At 68.2% G+C, this 18,618-nt stretch carries 17 protein-coding genes and 1 riboswitch; of the genes, 7 read left to right on the top strand and 10 right to left on the bottom strand.

Annotated features, from left to right (window positions below; translation table 11 throughout):
- Positions 1-27: 27 nt before the first annotated feature.
- The 5 genes from NV1_RS29890 to NV1_RS29870 form a co-directional block, all read right to left on the bottom strand.
- Positions 28-888 (bottom strand): LysR substrate-binding domain-containing protein, encoded by an 861-nt coding sequence (locus NV1_RS29890; RefSeq protein ID WP_067898861.1) that lies wholly within the window; start codon positions 886-888, stop codon positions 28-30.
- 1,053 nt (positions 889-1,941) lie between these two features.
- Positions 1,942-2,499 (bottom strand): hypoxanthine phosphoribosyltransferase, encoded by a 558-nt coding sequence (gene hpt / locus NV1_RS29885; RefSeq protein ID WP_067898858.1) that lies wholly within the window; start codon positions 2,497-2,499, stop codon positions 1,942-1,944.
- Positions 2,500-2,549: 50 nt separating this feature from the next.
- Positions 2,550-3,524, bottom strand: a complete 975-nt coding sequence (tilS, locus tag NV1_RS29880; RefSeq protein ID WP_067898886.1) for a tRNA lysidine(34) synthetase TilS — start codon at positions 3,522-3,524, stop codon at positions 2,550-2,552.
- A gap of 8 nt (positions 3,525-3,532) precedes the next feature.
- Positions 3,533-4,636: an Rv3626c family coenzyme F420 biosynthesis-associated protein gene (locus NV1_RS29875; RefSeq protein WP_084525923.1), complete on the bottom strand. Its 1,104-nt coding sequence runs from the start codon at positions 4,634-4,636 to the stop codon at positions 3,533-3,535.
- 15 nt (positions 4,637-4,651) lie between these two features.
- Positions 4,652-6,151: a D-alanyl-D-alanine carboxypeptidase/D-alanyl-D-alanine-endopeptidase gene (locus tag NV1_RS29870; protein ID WP_067898855.1), complete on the bottom strand. Its 1,500-nt coding sequence runs from the start codon at positions 6,149-6,151 to the stop codon at positions 4,652-4,654.
- 201 nt (positions 6,152-6,352) lie between these two features.
- Here NV1_RS29870 and ppa point away from each other — a divergent pair, with 201 nt between their 5' ends.
- Complete coding sequence (ppa, locus tag NV1_RS29865) at positions 6,353-6,844, top strand: inorganic diphosphatase (protein ID WP_067898848.1); 492 nt, start codon at positions 6,353-6,355, stop codon at positions 6,842-6,844.
- A gap of 301 nt (positions 6,845-7,145) precedes the next feature.
- Here the strand turns inward: ppa and NV1_RS29860 are convergent, their stop codons facing one another.
- Positions 7,146-10,094, bottom strand: a complete 2,949-nt coding sequence (locus NV1_RS29860) for an AfsR/SARP family transcriptional regulator (protein WP_067898845.1) — start codon at positions 10,092-10,094, stop codon at positions 7,146-7,148.
- Positions 10,095-10,130: 36 nt separating this feature from the next.
- Positions 10,131-10,952 (bottom strand): crotonase/enoyl-CoA hydratase family protein, encoded by an 822-nt coding sequence (locus tag NV1_RS29855; protein ID WP_067898843.1) that lies wholly within the window; start codon positions 10,950-10,952, stop codon positions 10,131-10,133.
- A gap of 174 nt (positions 10,953-11,126) precedes the next feature.
- Here NV1_RS29855 and NV1_RS29850 point away from each other — a divergent pair, with 174 nt between their 5' ends.
- The 4 genes from NV1_RS29850 (at position 11,127) to NV1_RS29830 (ending at position 14,438) form a co-directional block, all read left to right on the top strand.
- A complete protein-coding gene (locus NV1_RS29850; RefSeq protein WP_245713990.1) occupies positions 11,127-11,459 on the top strand; it encodes a 2-oxo-4-hydroxy-4-carboxy-5-ureidoimidazoline decarboxylase in 333 nt (110 codons plus the stop codon).
- Between the two features lie 40 nt (positions 11,460-11,499).
- On the top strand, positions 11,500-11,973 hold the full coding sequence (locus NV1_RS29845; RefSeq protein ID WP_067898838.1) for a YbaK/EbsC family protein: 474 nt from the start codon (positions 11,500-11,502) through the stop codon (positions 11,971-11,973).
- A gap of 128 nt (positions 11,974-12,101) precedes the next feature.
- On the top strand, positions 12,102-12,665 hold the full coding sequence (locus NV1_RS29840) for a flavin reductase family protein (RefSeq protein ID WP_067898877.1): 564 nt from the start codon (positions 12,102-12,104) through the stop codon (positions 12,663-12,665).
- Between the two features lie 300 nt (positions 12,666-12,965).
- Positions 12,966-13,079, top strand: a riboswitch (SAM riboswitch).
- Positions 13,080-13,124: 45 nt separating this feature from the next.
- Positions 13,125-14,438, top strand: a complete 1,314-nt coding sequence (locus NV1_RS29830; protein ID WP_067898833.1) for an aminotransferase class V-fold PLP-dependent enzyme — start codon at positions 13,125-13,127, stop codon at positions 14,436-14,438.
- A gap of 8 nt (positions 14,439-14,446) precedes the next feature.
- Here NV1_RS29830 and NV1_RS29825 read toward each other — a convergent pair whose 3' ends face one another.
- The 3 genes from NV1_RS29825 to NV1_RS29815 all read right to left on the bottom strand — a co-directional run bounded on the left by NV1_RS29825 (position 14,447) and on the right by NV1_RS29815 (position 15,950).
- Positions 14,447-14,635 (bottom strand): hypothetical protein, encoded by a 189-nt coding sequence (locus NV1_RS29825; protein ID WP_067898874.1) that lies wholly within the window; start codon positions 14,633-14,635, stop codon positions 14,447-14,449.
- 39 nt (positions 14,636-14,674) lie between these two features.
- Complete coding sequence (locus NV1_RS29820) at positions 14,675-15,118, bottom strand: DUF2752 domain-containing protein (RefSeq protein ID WP_067898871.1); 444 nt, start codon at positions 15,116-15,118, stop codon at positions 14,675-14,677.
- A gap of 184 nt (positions 15,119-15,302) precedes the next feature.
- Entirely contained in the window at positions 15,303-15,950 is a 648-nt protein-coding gene (locus NV1_RS29815) for a TetR/AcrR family transcriptional regulator (RefSeq protein WP_169813442.1), read from the bottom strand.
- Between the two features lie 174 nt (positions 15,951-16,124).
- Here NV1_RS29815 and NV1_RS29810 point away from each other — a divergent pair, with 174 nt between their 5' ends.
- Positions 16,125-16,913, top strand: coding sequence for an SDR family oxidoreductase (locus tag NV1_RS29810; protein ID WP_067898868.1), 789 nt, complete (start codon positions 16,125-16,127; stop codon positions 16,911-16,913).
- A gap of 9 nt (positions 16,914-16,922) precedes the next feature.
- Positions 16,923-17,987, top strand: coding sequence for an NAD(P)H-dependent amine dehydrogenase family protein (locus NV1_RS29805; RefSeq protein ID WP_067898826.1), 1,065 nt, complete (start codon positions 16,923-16,925; stop codon positions 17,985-17,987).
- Positions 17,988-18,618: the final 631 nt, after the last annotated feature.

Below are 18,618 nucleotides of genomic sequence, written 5' to 3'. Positions count from 1 at the left end.
AGCGAAGCGGAGGCAATTAGACACAGCTCAGAAGCCGCCGGCCAATACTCGATTGGCGAAGTCGAGGATGGTGGCGCGGTCGTCGTCGGCGCGCCAGGCCACGGCCAGCTCGCACGGCGGAAGGCCGGCGACCGGACGTGCGGTCAGCCCCGGCCAGCGGTACATCGGCACATTGCTCTCGGCCAGCAGGCACACTCCCAGGCCCAGGCTGACCGCCTCGAGCCGCTCCTCCGCGGTCGCGGCCTCACCGCCGACCTTCGGCTGACGACCGCCGCGCGCGTCGCTGCCCAGCCAGAAATCGCGGGCGGCGCCTGCCTCCGGCGGCATCGCGACGAACGTCTCCTCGGCCAGTTCGGCGAATTCGATGGCGGCGCGCTCGGCCAGCCGATGATTCTCCGGCAGCAGCACCCAGCGCGATTCGGTGCGCAGTACCCGCCAGCGGTACCGGCCGACATCGGGGACCGGAAGCCACATCAACGCCAGGTCCGCCTGCCGGCCGGCCAATCCGCTGGACGGATCGGTCCAGGACGCGGAGTGCAGCGCGAGCCGGTGCCCACTGGCGCTCTCCAGCTCGGCGATGAGCCCGCGGCCGATCGAACTCTCGATGCCGATGCGCAGCACCTCGCCCGCCTCCTGCAGCGCGACGTTGGTGACCTCCCACAGATCGAGGATCTTGCGCGCCCCCTCGAGCAGTTCCTTACCCGCGACGGTGAGCGCCACGCTGCGCTGATTGCGATCGAACAGCACCACGTCGAGCTGGCGTTCGAGCTGGCGGATCTGCCGCGACAAGGTGGGTTGAGCGATGTGCAGCCGCTGAGCGGCATTGGTGAAGTGCAGTTCCTCAGCGACGGCGACGAAATACCGCAGGTCGCGCAAATGCGGGTCCATAGCACCTTGCTATCAGAATCGGTGTTGAAAATCCAGCCGTATCGAGCCCTCGAGTCCGGTTAAAGGGACAGAAACAGCCGATAGGTTTGTTAAGAACAGCATATGGTGTGACGGAACCAAATGCGCACCCGCCTCAGCGAACAGCTGGACAACAGATAAGAGAGCAGATCGCGCCGTCGATGAAACTTGTCGAGCAGCAACGACTCTCACACGACTTGCCGAAAATCCCCGACCCCCGCGGCCGCCACGTCCCATTTCGAACCCCAGCAACCCCACCGGAAAACAGTCCGACAGGTACCGTTACCAAACGGTGATTTTAGTCACATATTCCCAGGTTCACGCCGTTGAACGTCCAACCGGAGACCCGCGACGCACCCGACGAAACGTCACGCGGTGATACCACCCCATTCGGCCGCAACCAACCCCGGAACCAATTGCAACCCCAGAACGGGACTCCCACAAAGCATTCGGGCGACGACTGCGCGCTACCGGACAACTCCTTCATCGCCGATACGAATCACGCACCGGCACAACGGAACAGCACGTGCGATGCGCCCCCCAGCCTGTCCGGAGCGAAACGCGGCCCCGGCGTTCGCAATATCCACCGGGCTCGGCGTCCGCCGTATCCCCGCCCGGCAGGGAGCCACCTCGGAGACCCACGCTCGCAGCGCAACAAGGCCCGAATGACGCACGCCCCCAACAGAAATGTGAGGTACCCGCGCTCACAGCCCAGCGCGAAGCGAACTTTCGAGCGAGGAGTTCACGTTATTCACCAGCACAACGGAATCGAACATGCGATGCGGCTCCCACCCAGTTCCACGAAGCAAACCTCCGAATGCGGAGTTCGCGCCGCATCCTGCTACGCACACCCCTGAACGGAGGAGTCGACGACAAGACGTGAGATGCGCACTCTCCCAGCCCCGACGGAACGAGCCTTCGAGCGAGGAGTTCGCGGCCGGGTCGCCGTTCACCGCTCGAAGCGCCTGGGCGAAGCCCGGGTCTCGAGCGGTGAACCGCAGTCCTCGGGGACCGCGAACACGCCGACGCGAGGCGTCAGACAGGGGTGTAGACCTTCGGAGCCAGAGTGCCGATGTAGGGCAGGTCGCGATAGCGCTCTGCGTAGTCGAGGCCGTAGCCGACGACGAATTCGTTCGGGATGTCGAAGCCGACGTGGGCCACCTCGACGTGGGTGCGCAACGCGTCGGGCTTGCGCAGGAGGGTGACGACCTCGAGCGAGGCCGGGTTGCGGCTGGACAGATTGCGCTTGAGCCAGGACAGGGTGAGGCCCGAGTCGATGATGTCCTCGACGATGAGCACATTGCGGCCCGCGATGTCCTTGTCCAGGTCCTTGAGGATCCGCACCACGCCCGAGGAGGAGGTGGACGAACCGTACGAGGACACGGCCATGAATTCCATCTGAGTGGGAATCTGCAGTGCCTGTGCCAGGTCGGTCATGAAGAAGATCGCACCCTTGAGCACCCCGACCAGGAGGAGATCGCCCTCCGGCGCGTCCGGGGGATACCTCTTGGCGATCAGTTCGGCGAGTTCGTCGACCTTCGCCTTGATCTGCTCCTCGGTGATCAATACCGACGCGATGTCGTCCCCATACACGTGCGCGGGTCTCCTTCGATGATGATCCCGGACGACCCCGGTCACCCGGATCAATATGGTGTAAACGCCATCGTCAGCTTCCCATGTTCGCGTCTGGCAACCAACCTCGTCCCCGGTTTCGACCCGCCGACCGCGACCCCGCCCTGACCGCGCCAGTTCGTGACCAAAGCATCGACCGCGCGTAAATGCTTCTCCGTCAACGCTTTTGCTCCACCGGCCAGCAACCACGCGCGGATGACACGTCGCCGAATCGCCGCCGGCGCAGTGGCAATTGTCTCGATCGACAGCGTCCCGCCATCACCGGCGGCAGTCAGCAACTCTTCAGCAATCGCATCGAGTGCGGCGCCGTCCTCACGCAGCTGGGCCGCCGTGCGGGCCAACGCGGGCGCGACCGCACCGCCGAGCACATCCTCCAGCAGCGGCAACACCTCGGTCCGCAGCCGGACCCGGGTGAACGCGGGCGAACTGTTGTGCGGATCCTCGTGTGGCCGCAGCCCGAGATCGGCACACAACTGCCTGGTCTGCGCGCGACGCACCTCCAGCAGCGGCCGACCCCACGGCTCGGCGAATTCGGCCATGCCCTGAATGGACCGCCCGCCGGATCCGCGCGCCAGGCCCAGCAGCACCGTCTCGGCCTGGTCGTCCAAGGTGTGCCCGAGCAGCACCGGCAACCCCGCCCGCGCCTCGTCCAGCGCCTGGTACCGGGCGCGCCGGGCCGCGGCCTCGAGTCCGCCCTCGCCTCGCACCCGAACCGTGAGCACGCGCGCCGACCGCACCCCCAATCCGACCGCCGCCCGCGCGGCCTCCGCGGCCACCGCGGCCGACCCCTCCTGCAGACCGTGATCCACGATCAACGCATCCACCACCGCGGCCTCGGCCACCGCCGCCGCGGTCAGCGCCAACGAATCCGCACCGCCGGACAGCCCTACCGCGACCACACCCGCCGGGGCATACCGACGCAGCCACTCGCGTACCGCGTGACGCAGCGCCAACGCCGCCGGGGTCTCCGGAAACCCTTGCGGCAGTGAGGTATTCAGCCCAGTACCCGATCGATCCAGCGCTGCGGCACCGCGATCTCGTCGGTGCGCGGCAACGTATCGCCGTCGGCCCACACCGTGTTGAACCGCGTCATGCCGACCTTGCCCACCACCTCGTCCACGAACGCCTTCCCGCGCACGTACTGGGCGACCTTCGCGTCCACGCCGAGCAGGGCGCGCATCAGCCGCTGCACCGGATTCGCCGGACGACGCCGGCGCTGATCGAAGGCCCGGCGAATCTGTTCCACCGTCGGCACCACCGCGGGACCGACCGCGTCCATCACATGGTCCGCATGCCCCTCGAGCAGGGTGCCGAGCATCAGCAGCCGATCCAGCGCCTCACGCTGCGGCGGGGCCTGGGTCGCGCGCAGCAGGCCCAGCACACCTCGATCGGCCGGATCGTCGGAATCCCTCGGCGCGCGACGACGCTCGCGCACCTCGTCCAGCAATCGCGTGAGCATCTCGTTGATCGGCTCGTCCCCGACATCGCCGAGCACTTCGACGTTGTGCTTCATATAGTCGGCCAGCCAGGGCGCGGAGGAGAACTGCACCCGGTGGGTCACCTCGTGCAGGCACACCCACAGCCGGAAATCGCGCGGCACCACGCCCAGGGCCCGCTCGACCATCACGATATTGGGCGCGACCAGCAACAAAGTGCCGTCCGCACCGCTGAACGGGTCGTACTGCCCGAGAATCGCGGTGGACAGGAATGCCAGCATGGCCCCCGCCTGCATTCCGGCCGGTTTACCGCTGAACCGGCCCGACTCGACGTCGCCGGTGAGCGAGGCCATCGACTCCGCCGCCGCGTGAATCCAGCCGGGGCGGTCCACGATTCGCGCCGTGGGCACCGCACCGTCGTCGAGGAGTTCGCTGACCTCGCGTACCGGCCCCTCCGCTCGCGCGGACGATTCGGCGAGTTCGGCGACGACCTGTTCGGCCGAATAGCGCGAGGTATGCGGCCCGGCCGGGACCACGGCCGCGCCGGTGCGCGCCGCCAGCCGCCAATCGACCGCACCGGCCAGCGCCGAATGCTTGGACGTGGCCGAGGGTTCGGATGTGCCGGGGGCTTCCCCGACCACGCCGTCACCGGGTCCGGTCATAGCTCACTCCGCCCGTCAGGAGCAACCGCAGTTGCGCAACGTGGCAACGACGGCATCCAGCGCGGGCCGACTCGCCTCCGGCGGCCGGTCGTTCGACATCAGTGCGAATGTCAGCACCCGGCCGTCATTGTCCAGGACATACCCTGCCAACGCACTCGAAACCGACAGAGTTCCGGTCTTGGCCCGCACCCAACCCGCGGCCACGTGGTCCTTGGGCGTGGTGAAGCGGTAGGCAAGCGAGCCGGTGCCCGCCCCGACCGGCAGATAGTCCAGCAGCGGAGCCAGCGGATCGGCGCTCGAATCCGCGGTGCCGGCGACCGAGGCGCTCTGCGTTCCGGTGGTCTGTGCGCCGGTGGTCTGGGTGCTGGTGGTCCGGGCGGCGCCCGGGGATCCGGCCGCCTCGGTGAGGAGCTTGTTCAGCAACCGAGCCGGGACGCGATCGTCGGTGGACAGGCCGCTGTTGTCGTGCAGTACCACCCCTGTGGTGTCGAATCCGGCGGCGTTCAGCGCCGTCAGCGTAGCCTTCGCCGCGCCCGAGAACGACGGCTCGCTACCCGCGGCGACGGCGATCTCGCGACCGATCGTCTCGGCCAGTACGTCGTCGGAGTGGGTCATCATCTGGGTCAGCCGATCGTGCAGCGGAGCCGACTGCACCTTCGCGACCGTGGCCGCACCGGCCGCGGCCCTGCCCGCGCGGACCGAGGCGGGGTCCATTCCCAGCGACAGCGCCAGCCGGCGTCCGGCGTCCAGCGCCGGGGTCGGCGTGCGCGGAGAGTATTCGACCAGCGGGTTCACCCGGCCGCCGTCGAGCATGACCGATTCGATCGGGGCCCAGGAACCGCCCGCGATATCGGCCGGATCCCAGCCGGGGGCCTGCGTCGGGCCCGTGAACGCGGAGTTGTCCACCAGGATGCTGGTGAAGGTGCGACCGGTCGCGCGGATCTGCGAGACCAGATCCGAGAGTTCCGGTCCGTCGGTGTAGTAGCCCTTGCCGTCGGCCTGCGCGGTCAGCGTCGGATCACCGCCGCCCACCAGGACCAGCGTGTTCGAACCGGGTGCGGCGACGATCTTCGTGGTCACCCGGTGATCGGACGGCAGCACCAGCAACGCGGCGGCGGCGGTGAGGATCTTCGCGGTCGAGGCCGGAATGATCGGCTTGTCCGCATCCTTGCTCCAAAGCACGTCCCCGGTCACCGCGTCGGTCACCGAACCACTGAACGAGCCCAGATCCGGACTGGCCGCGACCCCGGCGAGCGCGCTGCTCAAGCCCTGCTTCGACGGGGCGGGCGCGGTCGCCGACGCGGCGGACAACTGCGGCGCGGGGGCCTGCGGCGAGGGCGCGGCCTCGATCTTCAGCCCGCCGTGCCGGAACTCCTCGGTCCACGGCCGCACGGTGAGCACCACCGCCGTGGCCACGGCCACCACAACGACCACGGCCGCGCTCACCCAGATCCAGATGTTGCGTCGCCGCCGAGCGGCCAGACCACCGATGTTCTTGCTACTTCGACCTGCCACCTGACCGTAGTCTCCCTAATAACACTTGCAACACCGCCGTATCGCGCGGACTTTCCGTCCCTGCCGCACCAGTGCGCCCACCGACCACACTATCCTCACCTCGCCGGCGTTCCGCCGACCAAGCTGGCGAGTCGGAGCCCCACCCGGGGCCGCGATGCGAGTCGCGGCCAATCGAATACGAGCAGCAGACAAGGAGATGACGTGGAGTTCGACGTCACCATCGAGATCCCCAAGGGTCAGCGCAACAAGTACGAAGTCGACCACGAGACCGGCCGGGTGCGGCTGGATCGGTACCTGTACACCCCGATGGTCTACCCGGCCGACTACGGCTACGTCGAGAACAGCCTGGGCTCGGACGGCGATCCGCTGGACTGCCTGGTGTTGCTGCCCGAATCGGTGTTCCCGGGCGTGCTGGTCGAGTCCCGTCCGGTCGGTGTGCTGCTGATGAGCGACGAGGCGGGCGGCGACGAGAAGGTCGTCGCGGTTCCGGCGGGCGACAAGCGCTGGGAGCACATCCAGGACGTCGCGGACATCCCGGAGTTCGACCGCAAGGCCATCGAGCACTTCTTCGAGCACTACAAGGACCTCGAGCCCGGCAAGTGGGTCAAGGTCGACGGCTGGGGCGACAAGGCCAAGGCCGAGACGCTGGTCGAGGAGGCGTTCGCGCGGCTGAAGGAGCAGGGCGGGCACTGAGCCCGAACCTGAACCGCTCCAGCGGTTTGCGGCGCCCGACGATGAGCCTTGGAGCGCCGCAAACCTGCCGGAGCGGAGCGGAGGCCGAGGATTCGGCCGTCACCGCCGACCCCCCGTGCGACGATGTCGGCCTCGGTACACGGCCGCAACGGAATTCACGGGCTCTCGACCGAATTCCGCTGCCTGGAACGCTAACCCGCGGCACCCGGCGGCCGCATCTCGCGGGATACGGGATTTTCCCAGATCAGCGTGTTGATGAGACGGAAATGATCGAAAAATGATGTGACAACCGATCGTCCGGCTAACGTCCGGCCGGTGCGGTGTCCGCCAGACGTGCGCGCAGAATCGCCACGACGGGAGCCTCGAGTTCGGTGTCCACGCGCTCGTGGACCAGATGGGTGTCCTCGAGTTCCGACACGATCTCCGCGGTGGCGCGCAACACCCGCTGTTCGTCCTCGGCGCGGCCCAGCGCGCCCAGAACCATCGCGTGCAGCAGCATGATCCGGGCGCGATGCAGCGGTCCGGCCGCGCGGGTCACGGTGTCCACCGCCTCGGCCGCGATCGACTCGGCCCGATCCAGCGCGCCCGCGAGCAGAAATACCTGGGCATGGCGGGCCAGCGCGAACCCCACCCGCAGCTGTGATCCGCTGCGGCGGGCCGATGCCACTGCCCGCGTACACATTTCGGCGCCATGCTCGAATTCGCCCTGGAAGGCCAGCGCCGCGCCCCATTCGTGCAGGGCCATGCCGGCGACCGCGACGTTGCCGATCTGCTCGGCCAATTCCCATCCGGCCCTTGCCTGTTCGGCCGATTCGCGATAGCGCCCGGCATCGGACAACGTCTTGGCGGCGTGCACCAGCGCGGCGCATTCGATGGCCGGATCGCCGACCCGGCGCGCGATCCTCCGCGCGCGCTCGGCATGCGCGAGCGAGGCCGCGGATTCATGGCCCTGCCGGGTCGATCCGGCCAACAGCTGAGCGGCGAAGGCGGTGAGCCGGGCGTCGCCCGGATCGTCGTTCCCCAGGGACAGGGCGATGCGCTCGTGATCGCGGCCGATGCGCATCCGGGCCAGCGAATAGGTGAGCACCGAGCCCAGCGCGACCCGCACGCGACATTCCAGTCTGCGATCCCCCGCCCGCAACGCGGCGTCGAGTAGTTCCTCGAGGGCGCGGGCGAGCTCCTGCGCATTCGGGCCGCCGTCGATCAATTCCGCCATGGCCCAGGCCAGATCGGCGCACAACGCCAATTCCGCGCAGACACCGGGCGAGTCCGGCACCGCGCTGCGCCGCGCGACCTGCCCGAACAGCCGGACCAGATTCGGCCGCTCGGCGTTGACCCACGCCTGTGCGCCGATACCGTCACCGAACGAAAGCCCCCGCACCCGGGTAGGAGTCAGGTGCTCGGGCAGTCTGGTTCCCGGATTACACACGGCCACAACATTTTTCATCGTGGCCAGATAGAATTCCAGCAGCCTGCGCAATGCGGCGGGTTCATCGGCGGGATCCACCAGTTCCCTGGCGAACAGTCGCAGCAGATCATGATGGGTGTACCGGCCGGGCGCGGGCGCATCGAGCAGGCTCAGATCGACCAGCGTCTCACACAGCAGTTCGGCCTCGTCACGGCTCATATCCAGCACCGCGGCCGCACCGGGCAGCGACAGATCCTCCACCTCCGGCACCGACAACATCCGCACGGCCTCGGCCTGCGACGGCTCGAGCTGGTCGTAGTCGACCCGGAACACCGAACCGACCGCCAGATCGCCGGTCCGCAGCACCGCCAGCCGCTGCTGCTCGTCGGCGAGCCGCTCGGCGATCGAGGCGATACTCCAGCGCGGCCGGGTGGCCAGGCGCGCGCCGATGATCCGCACCGCCAACGGCAGCCGACCACACGCCCGCACCACCGCCTCGGCGGAATCCGGTTCCGCGGCAACACGTTCGGCCCCGACGACACCGCCGAGCAGGGCCAGCGCCTCGGGTTCGCTCATCTCGTCGAGCCGCACGCTCGACGCACCGGACAGTTCGGGCATCGCCGCGCGACTGGTGATCAGCACCGCCGACCCGGCGGTACCGGGAATCAGCGGGATCACCTGATCGGCGTCGCGGGCGTTGTCCAGCAGCACCAGCACCCGCCGGCCATCCAGCAGGCTGCGGAACTGCGCGGCGCGCTGATCCGGCGTCGCGGCGATCTTGCCCTCGGGCACGCCCAGCGCACGCAGGAAATCACCCAGGATGTCCCCGGGCTGCGCGGCGCCGTGCAGATCGGTGTGCAGCTGACCGTCCGGAAAGTGCTCGCGCACCCGATGCGCGACGTGCACCGCGAGGGTGCTCTTGCCGACCCCGCCCATCCCCGCGATCGCGCAGACGGCCACCGCGCCCGTCGCATCGGTGAGCCGCTCGGTCAGCCGCCGCACCTGCTCGTCGCGACCGGTGAAGTCGGCGATATCGGCGGGCAACTGCGCGACCCGGGACACCGGCTCGGCCACCGCGACGGGCGAGCGAACCGGCGCCAGATCCGCGCGCAGGATCCGCTCGTGCAGATCGGTCAGCAGCGGACCCGGCTCGATGCCCAGCGAATCGATCAGGGTGCGACGGGTGTCGGCGAACACCTCGAGCGCCTCCGCCTGCCTGCCCGCGTGGTACAGCGCGGCCATCAGGAGTTCCCGAATCTTCTCGCGCAGTGGATGTTCCGACGACAACGGGCGCAGCTCACCGATCGCCGCGGCGAAGCGGCCCAGCCGCAGATCGGTCTCCAGACGACGCTCGAGCAGACTCAGGCGGCGTTCGGACAACTGCGTGCGCAGCCGTTCGGCCAGCGGGCCGGGAATTCCCGCCAGCGGCGGTCCCGACCACAGCGCTAGCGCGGCCTGCAGGCGCTCGCGGGCCTGTTCGGCGTCGACGGCCCGTTCGGCCTCGGCGGCGTACCGATCGGCCAGTTCGGCGTCGACCGCGCCGGGCGGCAACCGCAGGGCATAACCGCCGTCGAAACCGACCAGCACCGTGGGCGGGCGCCCGGCCGCGCGGTCGGGTTCGAGCGCCTTGCGCAGATGCAGCACGTGATTGCGCAGGGCGCCGACCGCGCTGGCCGTGGCCTGCTCACCCCAGATGTCCGCGACCAGATCCCGCACCGTCGCCGAGCGCCCGCACCGTAGCAGCAGCGCGGCCAGTACGGCCCGGCGCTGCTTGGGACCGAGGTCCAGCGGATGATCGCCGCGCCACGCGCGGACCTCACCCAGCACGGCGAAGGTGAGCATCGTATGTTCTCCTCGCAGCGGCCTCGCCCGGCCGCCTTATCGGCCCTTGAACTCGGGCGGACGCTTCTCGAACACCGCCTGCATGGCCTCGGTGAGATCCTCCGAGGGCAGGAAGGCCGAATTCCACGCCGAAACGTAACGCAACCCGTCGGCGACGCGGCCGGCTCGCGGCTGATCGAGCACATCCTTGACGCCCTGTACGACCAGCGGCGGATTGGCGGCGATCTCGCGGGCCAGCGCGTGCGCCGCCTCCAGCACCGCCTCCTGATCCGGATAGACGTCGTTGACCAGGCCGATCTTCTCCGCACGGGCGGCGTCGATATCCTTGCCGGTCAGCGCGAGTTCGCGCAGATGCCCGTCCCCGATGACGCCGGGCAGGCGCTGCAGCGAGCCGACGTCCGCGACGATGGCGACCTTCGCCTCGCGCAGGCTGAACTTCGCCTCGGCGCTGGCCAGCCGGATGTCGACCGCGGCGATCAGATCCAGGCCGCCGCCGATGCACCAGCCGCTGACCGCCGCGATGACGGGCTTGCGGCAATCGGCGACCGCGGTGACCGCGGCCTGCATGCGCCGGACCTCGTTCAGGAAGTCGGTGCGCGGTGCGGCCAGGGCGCGGTCGGCCAGCAACGTACCGAATGTCGGGGCCATCGCGCGCAGGTCCAGCCCATAGGAGAAATGCTTGCCCGCGCCGGTCACCACCACCGCACGCACGTCGGGGTCGGTGTCGAGTTCGGCGAAGATCTGCGGTAGCTCACGCCAGAAGTCCGGGCCCATGGCATTACCCTTGCCGGGGCCGGTCAACGTAACCGTGGCGACGTTGTCCGCGCGCTCGACTGTGAAAGCCTTCCAATCGGTCATCCGCCCAGCGTAGCGGCCGTGTCAGCAACCCCGGCGAGGTGTGTGAAACCTGCGCTGAATATGGTGGGGCGCAGTGTCTCCCCAGCTCGGCACGGTGAAGTATGGGGCAGATCACAATCGACGACCGACTCCGGCTTCGTTCCGGCGAATCCGGGGGCCGGCTGAGGCGAACAGGTGAGGCCCCGCACAGTGATGCACACCGGCATCGGCTTGGACCGATTCAACGAACTCCCGCGTGCGCGAGCCGTGCACGCGCTCTTCGAATGTTGCTCGAACGTCACCTGGGCGGAGAAGCTCGCCGATCTACGCCCGTACGCGGATCATCCGGCGCTGTTCACCGCGGCCGAGGCCGAACTGTCGGCGCTGTCCGCAGCGGATCTGGAACGCGCCTTCGAACCGCTTGCGCCCGAGCCGTTCTCCGAGCGGACCCTCGCGGAGCTGCGCCGGATCACCAGGGAGCGGATCGACCGCATGCTCGGCCCCGCAGCGGGATTCCCCGAATACTGAACGCCCGGCGGCGCGCCGGTTTCGGTTCTACTCTGGTGCCATGTCCAGGTCGTTGCCCACCGTCGCTTCGCGGGTATCGGACACGCTCATCGCTCGTGGTCATCACGGCGTCATCGTCACCCAGGCCCAACCCACCCACACCGCCGCCGAGGCCGCGCAGGCGCTCGGCGTCGACGTGGGCGCCATCACCAAATCACTGCTTTTCATGCTCGACGACGAGCCGGTGCTACTGCTCGTTTCCGGTGCGCACCAAGTCGATCTCGCGCGTACCGGCGAGCGATTACAGGGCACGCTGACCCCGGCGCCCGCCCGAATGGTACGCAAATTCACAGGTCAGCCGATCGGCGGAGTCGCACCCGTCGGACATCCGGCGAATCTGTCCACATATGTGGACAACGCGCTGTCCCGACATCGCGAATTGTGGGCGGCGGGCGGGCATCCCAATACGGTGTTCCGGACGTCGTTCACCGAATTGGTGCGCATCACCGCGGGGCTGGCGATCGACGTGGACTGAGACGCCGAGTCGGACACACCGGACCACTCGCCGCCCCGCGCGACGTAGGTTGGAAGTGTGAGCGAGCCAGTGAGAAGCATCCGTCCCGGCTGCGAGGCGGTGTGATGAGCAATTCCCGGCAGTCGGAGATGTCCGAGGTCGATCGCGTGCAATCGACCGGATCGTCCGCACCGGTGCAGCCTCGGGACGAGATCGGCGGGATCACGGCGGCGCAATTCCGCGGCGCGATGCGACACTATCCGGCCGGAGTGACCATTGTCACACTCGATGACGGCGGTCGTCCGGTGGGCTTCACCGCGACCTCGTTCGCCTCGCTGTCCGCCGATCCGCCGCTGATCTCGTTCAACATCGCGGAGACCTCCTCGAGTATCGAGGCCGTGCTCGCGGCCGAATCCGTGGTCGTGCATTTCCTCGGGGATCATCAGCTCCATCTGGCCCAACGGTTTTCGCGCGCCGCCGAGGAGCGGTTCGCCGACAATTCGCTGTGGACGTCACTGGACACCGGCGAGCCGGTTCTGCACGACACCCCGATCTGGGTGCGCGCCACCGTCCATCAGCTCATTCCGATCGGCGATCACACGCTGGTCATCGGCCTGGTCACCCGGGTGCAGGACACCACCGACGACGAACCGATCGCAGCGCCGCTGCTGTATTACAACGGCTCCTATCACCGCCCGCGCGGATTGGGGTGAGTCTCAGCGGCGAGAAACACTGCGAGACAAGGTTTTTCGATCGACAACACTCGGGCCGCGGAGGCGATGGCCCCGATTCCCGGCGCGTGCGGCCACGGCGGGCCGTCGCCCGGCGATCGCGTAGCGCAGCACCAGGAACGTACCGGGGCCCGGCGTGAGGGCCGGCAGAACGCACAGGCCGAGGAAACCGAGCAGCAACGAAACACTCGCCGGATCACACGAGCGCAGTTCAGAACCGAAATCAAACGGATTGTGCGGCACGGTTGACAAGATCGGGCGGCTTCTGCCAACCTCGACTCAGGTCATGAGTACCAGCGTCAAGCCCCGGCTGGCTGGTCGGCAACCCTCCACCGCGGCGGGGTGCTCCGGGTGACGACCGGGCCGTAGCCCGAACGGGTGCGGCAAGCGCGGGCTCCCGTTCATCATTCTTGGGGTCCCCTGTTCCGAAGGGATCGTGTGATGACTGCCGTACTCGACCAGACCTACGCTCCGATCGCTCGTGTTTCCGGATGCGATCTGCGAGTTCCGTTGGTACAGGGCGGAACTCGTACGTACGCCAATTTCGACTACGCGGCCGGCGCCCCGGCCCTGGCACAGGTCTGCGACCGGGTGAACGAGCTGCTGCCCTACTACGCCAGCGTGCACCGCGGCGCGGGTTACGCCTCGCGCATCTCCACCGATTGTTACGAGAACGCCCGGACATCGGTTTCCCGCTTCCTGAATTGCGCCGAGGACCAGGTGGTCGTGTTCACCCGCAACACCACCGATTCGCTGAATCTACTGGCGAGCTGCGTTCCCGGGGAGACCGTCGTTCTCGATATCGAACATCATGCCAACTTCCTGCCCTGGACCCGGCACGGCCGCCGCGTGGTGACCGCCGCCGATACGATCGAGGAGACCATCCGCCGCCTGGTGGCTGAGTTGTGCACCAAACCGGCTGCGCTGCTTGCGATTACCGGGGCATCGAATGTGACCGGCGAGGTGCTGCCGCTGCGGCGGCTGGCCGAGATCGCCCATCAGTGCGGCGCCCGCATTCTCGTGGATGCCGCGCAGCTGGCCCCGCATCGGCGAATCGACCTGTGCGACATCGGAATCGATTATCTGGCGCTGTCCGGCCACAAGCTCTACGCGCCGTTCGGCGCGGGCGTGCTGGCCGGCCGCCGCGACTGGCTGGACGCGGCCGAACCGTACCTGGCCGGGGGCGGGGCGGTCCGCCAGGTCAGCAAGACGGCCGCCGAATGGGCTCCCGCCCCGCAACGTCACGAGGCCGGATCCCCGAATGTTCTGGGTGCGGCCGCGGTGGCCGCCGCCTGCGACACCCTCGGATCGATCGATGCTCGGGCCGCGGCCGAACATGAGCGCGCACTCACCGAACGACTGCGCGACGGCCTGAAAGCCATTGCGGGAGTGAACTTCCTGCGCATCTGGCCGGACAGCGCGGACAGCGTGGGCATCCTCGCCTTCACGCTCGACGGCTTTCCCTCGGGCCGGGTCGCGGCGTATCTGTCCGCCGAGCACGGCATCGGCGTCCGCGACGGCCGATTCTGCGCCCATCCCCTGCTCGCCCGCCTCGGTGTCGACGGCGCGATCCGCGCGAGCATCGGCCTGGGCACGCGTGTCGCGGACGTGGACCGCCTGATCGAGGCCGTCGCCACCCTCACCGCCCACGGTCCGACCTGGAACTACACCTGCACCGACGGCCAGTGGAATCCGAGCCCCGAAACCCGGCCCGGCCTGTCCGGAACGTCGGGCGCCGCACCCTGCACCGGGTGAACGCCCGTTCAGGGCACGAGATAGCGAGCGGCCAGCACTTCAAGTAGCGGATCGTCCTCGGCAACCGCGTCGAGCGCCTCGAGGTCGGCCTCCACCGCGATCTGCCGGGGATCGTCGTGCTCGCTGTCGGGCACGCCGTCCTCGTTCAGCTGACGCATGAGCTTGTCCCGGATGCGTGCCTTCAGAGAATCAGCCATGCCACCCAGCATGCCGAACGCACCACGACGCCGCCACGACTACACCGGCGCGAGCCAGCTACCCCAGGGCGTATTGCGCACGACGGTGAACACCGTGAGCAGGATCAGAAGTATGCACAGGGTGGTCCGGCTCATCGCCCACGACCGGCCCGGCACCCCGCGCCAACGCCGCACAGCCCACTCACACCACCACACCGAAAAGCCGACGATCAGCGGCGACAAGAACAGATTGCTGTGCACGGCGTCCAGCACATGCCCCTCGGTCAGGTCGTGCATTCCCCGCAATCCCCCGCAACCCGGACACCACCACCCGGTCAGGGCATAGAACGGGCAAATCCCGTACGAACCGGCCACGTGCGGATCGTAGAAATGCACCAGCGCGGCCGCGGCCACCGCCGCACCCCCGATCATCGCCGGAGTACCCAGCCCCCGCCACCCGGAGGGAACCGCGATCGGCAGCACACGCGCGTTATCCACAACCATGCACGGTAATCGCCCTCCATCCACATCCGCCAGATTCTCCGATCCGGCCGATCCCCACCCCCGCACGCGATCCGAGGCCGCCCCGATCTGTCCTCCGGCGGGCCGGGCGGGCGTAGCGTCGAGGGACTGCGCCGCGGTCATTCACCGCGCCGGCGAAGCTGATCGGGTCGGCCATGCGCCGATCCTAGGGTCGCCGACCGTGCTGCGCGGTGATTCGTTCGCTGACCGGCGCGGTCAGCACACCTGCCAGCATATCGATGATTTCGGCCCAGGCCGCGGTGTCGTCGGCGGCGACGACACCATCCTGGACGGCGCGTTCATGATCGGCCAGCAGGGCGAACAGGACCGTGGGCAGGGCCCGCAGCCGACGCCTACGCAGGGGGGCGGGTAGTTCCGGTAGACCGCGGTCGAGGCGGTGCATGATCACCCGGACCGAGGTGCGGCGCGTGCCGTGCAGATTGGCCTCGTCGGTTACCGCGGGGTGGGTGCGGATCTGTTCGAGAAACCTTGCGTAATAACCGATTCCGTGTCGCGAACCCAATTCGAACATGGGCACGACCAGCACCTCGAGCAGTTCGTGCACCCCGTCCTGCTCGTCCGCGGCGGCGCGTTCGGCGAGCAGCTCCAGGCGGCGCACCTCCAGGGTGGCCATCCGCTGCGCGACGACGGCCTCGATCAGCCCGTCCCGGGAACCGAAGTGGTACTGCACCGCGGAGTTGTTCCGCTGTCCGGCCGCCGCCGCGATATCGCGCAGCGGCACCAGCTGTCCACGTTCGGCAATCAGCCTCTCTGCCGCGAGCAGGATTCGCTCGCGCGCTGTTATCTCTACCACAGGCAGCAGAATAACGACTCACCAGGCCGAACGGAACGATCGCTTGACAATTAAGCAACTTATCTTAAAGACTTTGTGACCGGAGCCACACTATCCATATCGCGCCGCGTAGCCGGCGCGGCATCCCACCACGCCGGATACGCCGCACGGCGATCCACAAAGGAGGAGAACTCGATGATTCTGGACACCTTCCGCCTCGACGGCCGCGTCGCGGTCGTCACCGGCGCCGGCCGCGGCATCGGCGCGGCGACCGCGCTCGCCCTCGCCGAGGCCGGCGCCGATGTCGCGATCGCGGCACGCACCGCCAGCCAACTCGACGACGTGGCGGGCAAGATCCGCGCGCTGGGCCGCAAGGCGATCACCGTCCCCTGCGATCTGTCCGACCTCACGGCGGTCGCCGCTCTGGCCGAAACCGCCGCGGCGGAGCTGGGCCGGATCGATATCGTGGTCAACAATGTCGGCGGCACCATGCCGAACACCTTCATGACCACCACGCCGGAATTCCTCGAGGAGGCGTTCCGCTTCAACGTCAGCACCGCACACGTGCTCACCCAGGCCGCGGTGCCGCACATGCTGCGCGGCGACGGCGGTTCGGTGGTCAACATCAGCTCGATGATGGGCCGTTCCCCGGGCCGCGGCTTCCTCGCCTACGGAACCGCGAAAGCCGCACTGGCACACTGGACTCGGCTGGCCGCGACCGACCTGTCGCCCCGGATCCGGGTCAACGCCATCGCGGTCGGTTCGGTGCTCACCTCCGCGCTGGAGGTCGTCGCCCAGCAGCCGGAAGTCAAGAAGACCATGGAGGACGCCACGCCGCTGGGCCGGTTGGGCGAGCCGTGGGAGATCGCCGCGGCGATCGTCTATCTGAGTTCTCGCGCGGGCGGTTACGTCACCGGCAAGGTGCTCGAGGTCGACGGCGGTATCGAGGCCCCGAATCTCGCACTGGGCCTTCCGGATCTGTGAGGAGTTGCGATGACCTATCGCGTAGTGCAGTGGAGCACGGGCAATGTCGGACATTGGGCGCTGCGGTCCATCATCGCCCGGCCCGAGCTGGAACTGGTCGGCGTCTGGGTGTCGAGCGAGGCCAAAAATGGTAAAGACGCCGCCGAACTCGCCGGACTCGACACCCCGACCGGCATCACGGCCAGCACCGACGCCGCGGCGCTGCTCGCGCTGAAACCCGATTGCATCGTGCATACCGCCATGGCCGACGACCGGCTGATGGAGGCGGTCGAGGATCTGAAGACCTTCCTGCGGGCCGGGATCAACGTCGTGTCGAGCAGTCCGGTATTCCTGCAATTCCCCTACGGCACACTGCCTCCGGAGGTGATCGATCCGATCGTCGCGGCGGCCGAGGAAGGCGGGGTGTCGCTGTGGGTCAACGGGATCGATCCGGGCTGGGCCAACGACTGGCTGCCGCTACTGCTGACCAGCGGCAGTGAACGCATCGACCGCGTCGTGTGCTCGGAACTCATGGACTACTCCACCTACGACAATCCCAAAGTGCTGTTCGAGATCATGGGTTTCGGCAGCGCGCTGGACGATCTGCCGCTGCTGTTACAGCCCGGGGTGCTGACCCTGGCCTGGGGCAGTGTAATGCGTCAGCTCGCCGACGCGCTGGATGTGGAATTGGACGAGGTGACACAGGATTTCGAGCGGATCGCCACACCGGATCCGATCGAGGTGGCCGGGCGCACCGTCGCGGCCGGGACCGCCGCGGCCCTGCGCTTCCGGGTCAGCGGAATCCGCTCGGGACGTGAGGTTTTCGCCCTCGAGCACATCACCAGGCTGCATCCCGATCTCGCACCGCAGTGGCCGCAGCCCGCCGGAAAGGGTTGTTACCGAGTCGAGGTCGAGGGCGAGCCCGACTACCGACTGGACCTGCAGCTCTACAGCGACGGTGACCATGCCCGCGCTGGGCTGGTCGGCACGGCCGCCCGCTTGGTGAGTGCGGTCCCCGCGGTCGTCGCGGCCCGTCCGGGCCTGCTCACCGCCATCGACATCCCGTTGACCACCGGTCGCGGGTTGGTTTCCTGACCCGTCTCGACGGGCCCGAATCCGGACGCCGGTGGTTGTCAGCGGCTCATTGCGTTCATCCACCGGCGCCGGGTGTATCCGAGACAGTGCGCGCTGGCCTCGAACTGCGCGGCGTTGCGTGCACCATCCCTTATTCGGAGCCGCCGGCGTTGTGTATGGGGCTTTACACCAGATGTGAGCGGCAACACATTCCGCGTGCGCATCGCGGAGCAGCTCCGCCGTGAATCGCTCCCCCGCCGAACCATCGGCTCGAGTCATCGATCAGCTATCGATGCAGTCGGTATAGACCAAACCCCCAGCTAGGCCGCGATGGCGCCGAGAACCCCCGCCGCGGACAGTGATTCACAGCCCCGCCGAGGGGTGCCGTGACGCCTGTCGGCGCAACTCCGAGTTCATACCCGCGTAACCTCACAAGCGGCATCCGGCGAATCACAGCCATCACACAGACATCCCGCACTGTAGGCCGGATCACACCGACCACGGCCTCGGAGCCGACCCGTCCGTCCGATCGACCTGCCCTGTTCACCGGCCTCACCCCGCGAATTACCACCACCCACGGGCAAATCGGACGTTTCGACCAGCTTCGTTGAGCCGCAATGTTTTTCGGCTCTCATCACAGCATCCGTCCGGC

The sequence above is a fragment of the Nocardia vaccinii NBRC 15922 genome, from assembly GCF_001613305.1.
Taxonomy (GTDB): domain Bacteria; phylum Actinomycetota; class Actinomycetes; order Mycobacteriales; family Mycobacteriaceae; genus Nocardia; species Nocardia vaccinii.
The sequence above is the reverse complement of the archived record's forward strand: the minus strand, read 5'-3'. Positions and strand labels throughout refer to the sequence as shown.